The organism is Pectobacterium betavasculorum, assembly GCF_000749845.1.
In the GTDB taxonomy this organism is placed as follows: domain Bacteria; phylum Pseudomonadota; class Gammaproteobacteria; order Enterobacterales; family Enterobacteriaceae; genus Pectobacterium; species Pectobacterium betavasculorum.
Map to the genome: position 1 here is coordinate 55,684 of NZ_JQHM01000009.1, position 12,031 is coordinate 67,714.

A 12,031-nucleotide genomic window follows, 5' to 3' on the forward strand; every position below is an offset into this window, starting at 1 on the left:
CCTATGTCAATAGGGCGAAGAATAGAGAGGAATATTCTAATGTAAGCCGACGTGTAGCGATATACCCGCCATGCTTCAATCTGCTTGTCTGTAGACTTTATTATGGCTTAGGCGGGATTGCTGCTGTCCCACAATGTCAGACCATTGCGGCCGACATCGTTTAACCGTTGGGCGAGTGTTTCGCCGTCGGGGAACGTCAGTTCAGGAGCAATTTCTGCGAGCGGATAGAGCATGAATTCACGATTTTTCATATCGTAATGCGGCACCGTCAGGCGTTCAGTCTGGATGATGGCATCACCGAACAGCAGAATGTCCAGATCCAGCGTACGCGGACCCCAACGGTGTGCCTTACGTTCGCGACCTTGTTCCAGCTCGATCGCCTGTGTGCGATCGAGAAGCGACTCGGCGGCTAATTCAGTTTCCAGCTCAACGACAGCATTAAGGTAATCCGGCTGATCCTGTGGGCCGAGCGGGCAACTACGATAAAATGAGGAGCAGCGAACGACGCGAGTCTGTGGAATTGCATCTAGCGCAGCCAGTGCAGCGCGTACCTGTTGCAAAGGCTGGGCAAGATTGCTACCCAGCGCCAGATACGCGCGCGTCATCAGGCTTGATCCCTGCGTGCCGTAGTTGGTTTACGCGGCCGACGAGGACGGGAGCGACGATGTGGTGTAGGGCCATCATCCAGCGATTTAAGCATATTTTGCTGACGCGGCGGTGCAGCAACCTGGAATTCTCCCCACCACTGAGCCAGACGCAGCAGCTCCTGGTGGTTTTCAATCTCGGCGCGCAGACAAAGCAGGTCATACGCGGCGCGGAATTTAGGATGTTCCATTAGTTTATAAGCACGTTTACCCTGACGACGAGACAGGCGCGTTTGCAGTTGCCAGATATCGCGGACTAAAGAGGTAATACGTTTAGGAATCGCCAGAGAACGGCACTGTTCATCCAGAACATCGTTCATTGCCAGTGAGAATGCATCAAAGTAGGCCAGACCGCTTTCCTGGGCCAGCTTTTGCGCATGTTCAATCAACGGGTACCACAGCATAGCGGAGAATAAAAACGCCGGATTCACCCGCATATCGTTTTGCAAACGCTGATCGGTATTTTTCAACACCTGAGCAACCATGCGCTCCAGCGTGGAATCGCCGTTTGGCGTGAAATGGCGGCTCAGCAGTGGGAAAAGCGGCTGGAACAGCTGGTATTCACACAGCATTTTATAAGTGGGATAGCCATAGCCTGACTGAAGCAGCTTCAGCGATTCTTCAAACATCCGCGCCGCAGGAATATCGTGCAGCAAGGCGGCCAGACGAGGAATCGGTTCGGCGGTTTCCGGGCTGACGGTCATGTTCAACTTGGCGGCGAAACGGACGGCACGCAGCATACGCACCGGATCTTCACGGTAGCGCGTTTCCGGATCGCCAATCATACGGATAACGCCCTGACGCAGATCGTTCAGGCCATTGGTATAATCGCGTACGCTAAAATCAGAAATGCTGTAATAGAGGCTATTGATAGAAAAATCGCGGCGTTGGGCGTCTTCTTCAACCGAGCCAAAAATGTTGTCGCGCAGCAGCATGCCACTCTGAGCCTGCTGAGAGGAATTTTTGGTTTCTTGCTGCTCCTGATGCTGCTCGTGGTGACCACGGAACGTGGCAACTTCAATCACCTCGGGCCCGAACATAATATGTGCGAGACGGAAACGGCGTCCTACCAAACGGCAGTTGCGAAATAACTTTCGCACCTGATCGGGCGTAGCGTTGGTGGTGATATCAAAATCCTTCGGCTTTTTGCCTAGCAGCAGATCGCGTACGCCGCCGCCAACCAGATAAGCTTCGTAGCCCGCTTTGTTCAGGCGATAAAGTACTTTCAGCGCGTTATCGCTGATGTCACTGCGTGAAATAGTATGTTGGTCACGCGGGATTACCGTCAGATGCTGACGTGGTTCCTCTGATTCGACCATTTCGTTCTCACGATTCAGTACTTTACGACAAAAATTAGCAACTCGGGAAAAGATAATACACCTCGATAGTGATGGATAAATCAACGGCACAGCAAAAAACTTCCGGAAGACATTTTTGACATCACTCCGGCGACGGCCTGCAAAAATGACGGTCAAGGATGGCACGTCACGAAAAATAGCGGCTAATCATAGCTCACCAATGCTCCTTTGAGAATGCCGATGTGATCGCGGATGCGTTTATTGCCGCCTGTAAGGGGACGACATCAAGCGACCAATGCGCGACAGACCATGCCAGAAGTGAAGAAAGCGTCATTTCTTGCCCATTCTCCGGCAGTGGTTGATTTAAAAATTGCAACGCAGCAAGCAGCACAGGACGCGGATCGCTGTCCGGTAGTGCGGGGGCGTGATTCTGTTTGGAAAGCTTATTCCCCTCTGTATTCAGAACCAGCGGCAGATGAACATAGGTGGGGATCGCATAACCCAACTGTTGATAGAGCGAAATTTGCCGAACTGTCGGTTCGATAAGATCGGCACCGCGCACGATCTCCGTAATACCCTGATCGTTATCGTCGATGACTACGGCGAGATTATAAGCAAACAGCCCATCACGGCGGTGGATAATAAAATCTTCCTGAGCGAGAGCTTGGTCTGCATACAGCTCGCCACGCAATTTATCGTGAAAGTGAAATACTGGCGTCGTCTGCCGCAGGCGTAGCGCGGCATTGTCGGCGGGCAGGTTGCGTGTCCGACAATAGCCGTCATAGTGCCCGCCTAGCTGCTGAATACGGCTACGCGTGCAGGTGCAGTAATAGCTCATCCCCTGCTGTTGCAACTGCTGAAGAATCTCACGGTAACGCGCATGCCGCTGTGACTGGTAAATCACATCGCCGTCCCAGTACAGGCCGTAGTGTTCTAACTGTGTGAGTATGCGGGAAGCGGCTCCGGGAATTTCCCGTGGCGGATCGATGTCTTCAATGCGTACCAGCCAGCGCCCTTGCTGAGAGCGAGCCTGAAGGTAACTACCCAGTGCAGCGATCAGTGAGCCAAAATGCAGGTCACCAGAGGGAGAGGGAGCAAAACGCCCGACATAACGATGAGTTTCGGTAAAATGATTAATTTCAGTAAAGCGATCGGTTACGGACATAAGAAATTGGTGCTATCTCGTCAGTGTTTTATCCAGACAGAAGATAGAGCGATGAACATTATTCATCAGCGGTAGGTTATCGAAATTGGCCCCTGCGAGGGCAGGAGCCGATTCTGAGCAGGAAGATTATCCTGCCATTTGCTTTTCGCGTATCTCTGCCAATGTTTTGCAGTCGATACACAGATCGGCGGTCGGGCGTGCTTCCAGACGGCGGATGCCGATCTCGACGCCACAGGATTCGCAGAATCCGAAATCCTCATCTTCGATTTTCACCAGTGTTTTGGCGATTTTCTTGATCAGTTTGCGCTCACGGTCACGGTTACGCAGTTCGAGACTGAACTCTTCTTCCTGCGCTGCGCGATCCACGGGATCGGGAAAATTAGCAGCTTCATCGCGCATGTGCGATACAGTCCGATCCACTTCATCCATGAGTTGGTTGCGCCATGCTTCAAGAATACGCTTAAAGTGGGCCAGCTGAGCGTCGTTCATATACTCTTCGCCCGGCTTCTCCTGGTACGGCTCTACTCCGGCAATTGCGAGAATGCTCAGAGAAGATGTCTTACGGTTTTGACCTTCTTGCATGTTGCTTCTCCTACATAACACGACACGCATAATACCCTTTTATGCAGTGAAGTCGCGGCGTTGTTGGCCATAACTCCAGCTCTCTGGGTATATCGGCCCCAAAGGGGGGAAAAAACAGGCCGCTATAAATAGCAGATGAAGATGGGGTTGGCAATGCTTCCTGACACCGGCCTGATAAAGTGTCACGAACAACCTGCATACATTAAATAATAAACAATGTGTTACGCCTTGGGGGGTACGCCCGGCGTGTTATGTAATGCTTGTGCTTTATCCCAACAACGGTAGCTTATGCGTCAATTTAATACCGTCAGGGCATAATGTGGAGCCGTAACATAAAATTTCAACCCCTGCCTGCTGCGCTTCTGTAAATAATTCCGCATAGCGTGAGTCAATATGCCGAGCGGGAGAAACCAGCTGGATCCCTGAATGGAGAACGGCGAAAAAAAGAACGGCGCGTTTTCCATTGGAAACCATCTGTTGCAGTTCACGCAGATGCTTTTGCCCTCTGAGTGTAACCGCATCGGGAAAGTAACCACATTCATGTTGCAATAATGTGACGGATTTCACCTCAATATAGCAGTCAATCTTGTTTGGTGCCTGTAAAAGCAAGTCGATTCGGCTGTTTTCCGTACCGTACTTTACTTCCGTTTTTATGACCGGATAGCGTGCTAGCTCTTCTATGCGATTTTCCAATAAGGCTTCGTACAATAATGTGTTGGCACGCAGAGTATTGACACAAATCCAGTGATTTTGTTGTGTTTCAGTCAGTTCCCAACTGTGCGGATACTTACGTTTAGGATTATCGGACGTTGAATACCAGACGGTGTCGCCGGGTGTGGCACAGCCCGTCATCGCACCGGTATTGGCACAGTGCAGCGTAAGCGTCTCACCTTCCGGGGTCACGACATCGGCCAAAAAGCGTTTGTAGCGCTTAATCAGCCGAGCGGGTTGTAAGCGTGGGGTATAGTTCATGCGTATCCTGTTTTATTCGTTTATACCCGTCATACTTCAAGCTGCTTGTGCGTTGGCAATACTCGGCTCAGTTCTGAGCCTCGCCCTGAAGGGCCGCCGCAAGCGGCGTTCAAATCGGCTAAGCCGATTTGTCCTTACTTACCCCAGTCACTTACTTGTGTAAGCTCCTGGGGATTCGCTCGGTTGCCGCGTTACAAGGCCATAAATGAGCCTTGCCCTAAAGGGTCAACGCAGAGCGTTGCTCAAAACGCTAACGTTTTGTCATGCAACTCGAATTATTTAGGGTATATCTAACTATTCTCTTGTTTGATAAATGACCAACTTTCCAGCTTTTGATAGCGAGTTTTACCGTTGTCGAAAAGAGACTGATAAAGGGAAAAGTGTGTCATGTCGGCCTGCCAACTGAAGGTAGCGGGGGGAATCGCCACGGGACGAGTCGCGCCGCGCAATAGCGTAATATGTGGGTGAAAAGGTAATGCTGTTTGATAGCAGCCGTTGCGTGCCGCCTGAGAGCGCAACAGTTCCGCGAGCTGTAGCAATCCCCGCGGTGCACGGCGACAGCCCAGCCAGACAACGCCGGGACGTGGCCAGTGCCCAGCGTCATTCAGCGTAAGGGAAAAGGCGGGCTGACGGATACGGCTTGCTAAGGTCTGTAAAACCTGTGCCTTTGGCTCACTCACCTCGCCTAAAAACGCCAGCGTCAGATGCAGGTTGGTCGCAGCAACGGGACGGCCGGCTTCCAGAGGGAAGTGTTCGGCACGCCAGCGGATAATCTCTTGCTGTGTGGTTTCCGGTAGCGATAAGGCAAAAAACAGGCGGCGGGTGGCTGACATGGCGATCTCTCTTGTTCTGATTCCATCCGATGCTACATTCATCCAGATGCTACAATGCTCGCCGCTGAAAGTTAACCTTATACGGAGATGTCTGTGATTTTACCGCCCGTCAGCGCCGTGCTGGATGATGTGATAACGGCGCTACATACCGCGCCTCAGGTGCTGCTCAATGCGCCAACAGGGGCGGGGAAATCAACCTGGCTGCCGTTGCAATTACTGCAACAAGGCAACGTGAACGGGCGCATTATCATGCTGGAGCCGCGCCGCTTGGCGGCGAAGAGTGTTGCCTGGCGGTTGGCACAACAGCTCGGTGAGGAACCGGGGCAAACGATAGGCTATCGCATGCGTGCGGAAAGCCGAGTGAGCCACGCAACGAAGCTTGAAGTCGTCACCGAAGGGATGTTGACCCGTTTACTGCAACAGGATGCGGAACTGCAAGGTGTCGCGCTGATCATCGTTGATGAATTTCACGAACGTAGCGTGCAGGCGGATTTGGCATTGGCGCTGCTGCTGGATGTGCAGCAAGGGCTGCGTGAAGACTTAAAACTGCTGATTATGTCCGCGACGCTCGATAATGCGCGGCTGTCAGCGCTGTTGCCGGAAGCCATCTGCGTGGTTTCCGAAGGTCGCAGCTATCCAGTTGAGCGGTGTTATGCGCCGCTAAATAGTCAGGATCGCTTTGAAGACGGTGTTGCGCGGCAGGTGCGGCGTTTACTCAGTGAAGAGACTGGCTCGCTGCTGCTGTTTTTGCCCGGTGTCGCGGAGATTCGCCGCGTGCAGGCGCTGCTGGAAAATAACGTGTCGAGCGAAACCGATCTTTGCCCTTTATATGGCGCCTTGACGCTGGCGGAACAGCAAAAGGCCATTCTGCCCGCGGATCCGGGTCGTCGCAAGGTGGTGTTAGCCACCAACATCGCTGAAACCAGTCTGACAATTGAAGGGATCCGACTGGTGGTGGACAGCGGCCTTGAACGCGTAGCGAGCTTCGATGTGAAAAGCGGCGTGACTCGACTGGTGACGCAGCGAATCAGTCAAGCCTCGATGGTGCAGCGCGCGGGGCGTGCGGGGCGTTTAAGCCCCGGTATTTGTTGGCACCTATGCTCGCGTGAACAGGCAGAACGTGCGGCGGTACAAAGCGAAGCTGAGATACTGAATAGCGATTTAAGCAGCGTCTGGCTGGATTTATTACAGTGGGGCTGTACTGATGTGGCGCAGTTAATCTGGCTGGATACGCCACCGCCACCTGCGCTTTATGCCGCACGTCAATTACTACGCCAGCTTGGTATTACCGATGACCAAGGTCGGTTGACCGCCGAGGGGCGCAAGATTGCGGCACTAGGCAGCGATGCCCGACTGGCGACGATGCTGTATGCCGCGTCACAGCAGAGTGCAGAGGCGTTGGCGACAGCCGGATGTCTGGCGGCGATCCTCGAAGAGCCGCCGCGTAGCGGATCGATTAATCTGGCTGACTGGCTGCATCGTCCATTGCCACACTGGCTACGGCGGGCAAAACAGCTGACGCGCCGTTTATCGACGACCTTGGGGCATATTGACAGCGGGGAAGCCGACTGGCTGTTGGCGCAGGCTTTCCCCGACCGCATCGCCCGGCGGCGCAGTCAGGATGGACGCTACCAGCTTGCTAACGGCAGCGGCGCGATGATGTCGGCTGATGACGCGCTGTCGGGTACGGAGTGGTTGCTGGCTCCGGCGCTCTTACAGAACGATCGATTAGTGCAAAACAAGCAAAGCGCAGAGGCACGGATCCTGCTGGCGTTGCCGCTGGATATTGAACGGCTGGAGCGGCGGCTACCTGGATTAATAAATGAGCGTAACGTGGTGCACTGGGACGAAGAAAAGGGTACTCTGCGCGCCAGCCAGCGCGACCAGATTGGTTGCCTGACTCTGCGAACGCGCCCGCTGAACAAACCTTCTGACGAAGCATTACAGCAGGCGATGCTATTCTGGATTCGGGAGCAGGGACTCAAAGCATTAAATTGGGACGCTGCGGCGTTGCAGCTACGTGCCCGGCTACAGTGCGCTCACCAGTGGTTGCCTGAGGTTGACTGGCCGCGAGTGGATGACGACACGCTGTTGGCAACGTTGGAAATCTGGTTACAGCCGTCACTGTCCGGCGTGCGGGATTTACGTGCACTGCACCAGATTAATTTGAGCGATGCGTTGTTGCGGCTGTTGGATTGGTCGCTGCGCCAGCGGCTGGATAGCGCATTGCCCACGCACTACAGTGCGCCCGGCGGTAGTCGTTTGCCCATCGCCTATTATGACGATAAGCCACCGGTGCTGTCGGTACGGATGCAGGAAATGTTCGGCGAGCAGCAGAGCCCGTTGCTGGCAGAAGGTCGCGTGGCGCTGGTATTGGAACTTTTATCGCCAGCACTGCGTCCACTACAGATTACGCGGGATTTAGCGGCATTTTGGCAAGGCACGTACCGTGAGGTGCAAAAAGAGATGAAGGGGCGTTACCCCAAGCATGTCTGGCCGGACGATCCGGCAAATACGGCTCCAACGAGACGTACCAAGAAATATCAGAATCACTAATTTCAGACGTTTCCGCTTTCCCAAAAAAGGGGCTGGAAACAGAGTAGGCGGCTTGAGCGCAGAGCAGATAGCCGTGAACAACCTGATGGAGAAGTTATTGTAATGTCTCGGGATGACCGCGAACCTATCGGACGTAAAGGGAAAGCGCCAAAACGTAAGCCTGAACGCAAACAGGCCATACGACGTCGTAGGGATGACGACTATGATGATGAAGATTATGACGATTATCAGGACGACTATGACGATGATGACGACGACGGCGATGACACCATGACGCGTAAATCGCAGAGAAAACGGCGCTGGCTGGGGCTGGCGGTCAAGCTATTCCTGATCTTTGCCGTGGCGATGGCGATCTATGGTGTGTATCTCGACAGTCAGATCCGCAGCCGTATTGAAGGCAAAGTCTGGCAGTTGCCCGCCGCCGTCTATGGCCGCATGGTCAACCTCGAGCCGGGCATGGCCTATAGCCAGAAAGAGATGATTAGCCTGCTGGAAGGAATGCAATACCGTCAGGTGAGCCGTATTACCCGTCCGGGTGAATTCAGCGTGCGTGGCAAAAGCATCGATATGCTGCGCCGCCCGTTTGATTTCCCCGATGGGAAAGAAGGGCAGATTCAGGCGCGCCTGACGTTTGCCAACGATCGCCTGTCGCAGATTCAGAATCTAGACAACCAGCGTAACTTCGGCTTTTTCCGTCTCGATCCGAAACTGATCACCATGATGCAGTCGCCGAATGGCGAACAGCGTCTGTTTGTGCCGCGTGCCGGTTTCCCCGATCTGTTAGTGGATACGCTGGTGGCGACCGAAGATCGTCATTTCTATGAGCACGACGGCATCAGTCTGTACTCCATTGGTCGTGCGTTTTTAGCGAATATCACGGCGGGGCGCGCAGTGCAGGGCGGCAGTACGCTGACGCAGCAGTTGGTGAAGAACCTGTTCCTGACTAACGAACGTTCGCTGTGGCGTAAAGCCAACGAAGCCTATATGGCGTTGATCATGGATTATCGCTACAGCAAGGATCGCATCCTTGAACTGTATCTCAACGAGGTGTACCTCGGCCAGAGTGGTAACGATCAGATCCGTGGTTTCCCGCTTGCCAGCCTGTACTACTTTGGTCGTCCGGTGAATGAGCTGAGCCTCGATCAACAGGCGCTGCTGGTGGGGATGGTGAAAGGGGCGTCATTGTATAACCCGTGGCGTAATCCGCAGATTACATTAGAGCGACGTAATCTGGTGCTGCGCCTGTTGCAGAATCAGCAGGTGATTGATGCCGATCTGTACAACATGTTGAGTGCGCGTCCGCTGGGCGTGCAGCCGAAAGGCGGCGTAATCAGTCCTCAGCCCGCGTTTATGCAGATGGTACGTCAGGAACTGCAACAGCGGCTTGGCGACAAGGTTAACGACCTCTCTGGTGTGAAGGTCTTTACCACGCTCGATCCTGTCTCGCAGGATGCGGCGGAGAAGGCAGTAGAAGTGGGCGTTCCGGCACTGCGTGCAGGCCGCAACGTGAGCGATCTTGAAGCAGCGATGGTGATTGTCGATCGTTTCAGTGGCGAAGTTCGTGCGATGGTTGGTGGTGCTCAAACGCAGTACGCCGGATTTAACCGTGCGCTACAGGCGCGTCGTCCTGTCGGATCGCTGGCGAAGCCGCCGACCTACCTGACGGCGTTGAGCCAGCCTGACACCTATCGTATGAATACTTTGCTGGCAGATGAACCACTGTCGCTCAAGCAGTCTAACGGGCAGTTATGGCAGCCGAAGAACTACGATCGTGAATTCCGTGGCCGCGTCATGCTGGTCGATGCGTTGGCAAACTCGTTGAACGTCCCGACCGTCAATCTGGGTATGGCCGTCGGGCTGAATCAGATCACGGAAACACTAAAGCGTTTAGGGGTTCCTGAAAGTGTCATTCAGCCTGTTCCTGCGATGTTGCTGGGGGCGATCAGCCTGACGCCAATGGAAGTGGCGCAGGAATACCAGACGATTGCGAGCGGCGGTAATCGCGCTCCGCTTTCTTCACTGCGTTCAGTGATTGCGGAAGATGGCACGGTGCTGTATCAGAGCTTCCCACAGGCTGAACGAGCGGTGCCGGCACAGGCGGCCTATCTGACGCTATACGGCATGCAGCAGGTGGTCGAACGCGGTACGTCGCGGTCGCTGGCGGTGAAATTCCCGAATTATCATCTGGCAGCAAAAACCGGTACCACCAATGACCTGCGCGATAGCTGGTTTGCCGGGATTGACGGCAAAGAAGTGGCGATTAGCTGGGTAGGGCGTGATAACAACGGCCCAGCCAAGCTGACCGGGGCGAACGGTGCGCTGACGATTTATCGTCGCTATCTGGAAAACCAAACGCCGCTGCCGCTCATGCTGACGCCACCGGAAGGTATTACGACTATGACGGTGGATGCCAGCGGGAACTTTATCTGCAACGGCAGCAGCGCCGGACGCGTATTGCCAGTCTGGACAGATAACCCGCAGGCACTGTGTCAGGCTAGCCAGCCGCAGCCTTCAGCGCAGCAGAGCCAGCAAAATGGAGAAGGCGTCGCTGACTGGATCAAAGAAATGTTTGGTCAGTAATCACTTCTCACTGCCCCAAGGAATTACTGTCTCTTAGTCATATTTTTATGCAGACTGAGAGACAGTTTCGTGCGCTTACAAAACAGTTATTTCATGCTATCTCGTAGCACGCGCCCGACACGAGGCGGCTCAAACGCCGCCGCCCCGTGACCCCAGGCTTTCGGCAGCAATTATGCCGCTGACGCGGTGCCTTCGTCGGTATCTGGCTTAGCCGACCGCTTGCGACGCGTTTACTCGCCCCATTAATGGGGCTCGCCCTTTGGGCCAGCACGAGTGCTGTTCAAAAACGTCTCTGACGTTTTTGTCCGACGTGGCACAAGCTTTCGCCGCGTCCTGCGGCTCATCTGAAGCCAGTTATCTCCTCAGCATAATTTTTTACGCCGGATCACGGCAAAAATCGCGATACTTCTAGATTTGTGTATAAGGCGCAGTGTTAACCTAGTGCTGACAGGTAAAAGCCTTGCGATTGGCATTCCGTTGCGCCTATCATGCTGCCTTTATCGTAATCATTATCGTTCTCTTTTAGAGCGACGATTACGGGAATAGTGAATTCTGCTCACCCCTTTCCTTCGGTGACATGACAAACCAAAAGCGCTATGCAAAATCAAACTGTACTGCCTGATACCACTTTCAAACTGGACGACGTCAGCTTTTCCGTTGCCGGACGCACGCTGCTACACCCGCTCTCTATCACGTTCCCCGTCGGGAAAGTCTGTGGTCTGATTGGACACAACGGCTCGGGTAAATCGACGTTGTTGAAAATTCTGGGGCGTCATCAGCCCGCTAGCGGTGGTACTGCACTGTTGGGCGAACAGGCGACCGGAAGTTGGGACAACAAATTGTTCGCCCGTCAGGTGGCTTATTTACCGCAGCAGCTTCCCGCTGCCGAAGGGATGACCGTGCGTGAGCTGGTTGCCGTAGGGCGTTACCCGTGGCACGGCGCATTAGGCCGTTTCGGCAGCGTCGATCGAGAAAAGGTCGAAGAGGCCATCACGCTGGTGGGGTTGAAGCCGTTTGCTAACCGTTTGGTGGATAGCCTGTCTGGAGGTGAGCGGCAGCGGGCCTGGCTGGCGATGACGGTGGCACAGGACAGCCGCTGTCTGCTGTTGGATGAGCCGACTTCCGCATTGGATATTGCGCATCAGGTTGAGGTTCTGGCACTGATTCAGCGCATGAGCCACGAGCGGGGTATCACCGTGATTGCGGTGCTGCATGATATCAATATGGCTGCCCGCTATTGCGATCATCTGGTGGCATTACGCGGCGGAAAAATGATTGCGCAGGGTGAGCCTGTCGCGCTGATGCAAGGGGAGGTGCTGGAAAATATCTACGGCATTCCCATGGGCATTCTGCCTCATCCGGCTGGTGGCGCACCAGTCAGCTTCGTTTGTTAACTCGGTT

At 54.2% G+C, this 12,031-nt stretch carries 9 protein-coding genes; 3 read left to right on the plus strand and 6 right to left on the minus strand.

Annotated elements, in window-relative coordinates:
• Window positions 1–107 precede the first annotated feature (107 nt).
• The 6 genes from folK to thpR form a co-directional block, all read right to left on the minus strand.
• A complete protein-coding gene (gene folK, locus KP22_RS15850) occupies window positions 108–605 on the minus strand; it encodes a 2-amino-4-hydroxy-6-hydroxymethyldihydropteridine diphosphokinase (protein WP_039325157.1) in 498 nt (165 codons plus the stop codon).
• Complete coding sequence (pcnB, locus tag KP22_RS15855) at window positions 605–2,017, minus strand: polynucleotide adenylyltransferase PcnB (RefSeq protein ID WP_209428709.1); 1,413 nt, start codon at window positions 2,015–2,017, stop codon at window positions 605–607. The genes folK and pcnB overlap by 1 nt, the downstream gene beginning before the upstream one ends.
• Window positions 2,018–2,156: 139 nt before the next feature.
• Window positions 2,157–3,107, minus strand: coding sequence for a tRNA glutamyl-Q(34) synthetase GluQRS (gene gluQRS / locus KP22_RS15860; RefSeq protein WP_052012548.1), 951 nt, complete (start codon window positions 3,105–3,107; stop codon window positions 2,157–2,159).
• A 126-nt stretch (window positions 3,108–3,233) separates the two neighbouring features.
• Complete coding sequence (gene dksA / locus KP22_RS15865; protein ID WP_005969032.1) at window positions 3,234–3,689, minus strand: RNA polymerase-binding protein DksA; 456 nt, start codon at window positions 3,687–3,689, stop codon at window positions 3,234–3,236.
• 267 nt (window positions 3,690–3,956) lie between these two features.
• On the minus strand, window positions 3,957–4,661 hold the full coding sequence (sfsA, locus tag KP22_RS15870; RefSeq protein WP_039325158.1) for a DNA/RNA nuclease SfsA: 705 nt from the start codon (window positions 4,659–4,661) through the stop codon (window positions 3,957–3,959).
• Between the two features lie 290 nt (window positions 4,662–4,951).
• Window positions 4,952–5,494 carry an RNA 2',3'-cyclic phosphodiesterase gene (gene thpR / locus KP22_RS15875; RefSeq protein ID WP_039307170.1) on the minus strand — a complete coding sequence of 181 codons (543 nt, stop codon included), beginning with the start codon at window positions 5,492–5,494 and terminating at the stop codon, window positions 4,952–4,954.
• Window positions 5,495–5,587: 93 nt separating this feature from the next.
• Between thpR and hrpB the strand changes: the two genes are divergently transcribed.
• The 3 genes from hrpB to fhuC all read left to right on the plus strand — a co-directional run bounded on the left by hrpB (window position 5,588) and on the right by fhuC (window position 12,024).
• Window positions 5,588–8,050 (plus strand): ATP-dependent helicase HrpB, encoded by a 2,463-nt coding sequence (gene hrpB / locus KP22_RS15880; RefSeq protein ID WP_039325178.1) that lies wholly within the window; start codon window positions 5,588–5,590, stop codon window positions 8,048–8,050.
• A 102-nt stretch (window positions 8,051–8,152) separates the two neighbouring features.
• Complete coding sequence (mrcB, locus tag KP22_RS15885) at window positions 8,153–10,630, plus strand: bifunctional glycosyl transferase/transpeptidase (protein WP_039307173.1); 2,478 nt, start codon at window positions 8,153–8,155, stop codon at window positions 10,628–10,630.
• Between the two features lie 596 nt (window positions 10,631–11,226).
• Window positions 11,227–12,024, plus strand: coding sequence for a Fe3+-hydroxamate ABC transporter ATP-binding protein FhuC (gene fhuC / locus KP22_RS15890; protein ID WP_039307175.1), 798 nt, complete (start codon window positions 11,227–11,229; stop codon window positions 12,022–12,024).
• The last annotated feature ends 7 nt before the right edge of the window (window positions 12,025–12,031 follow it).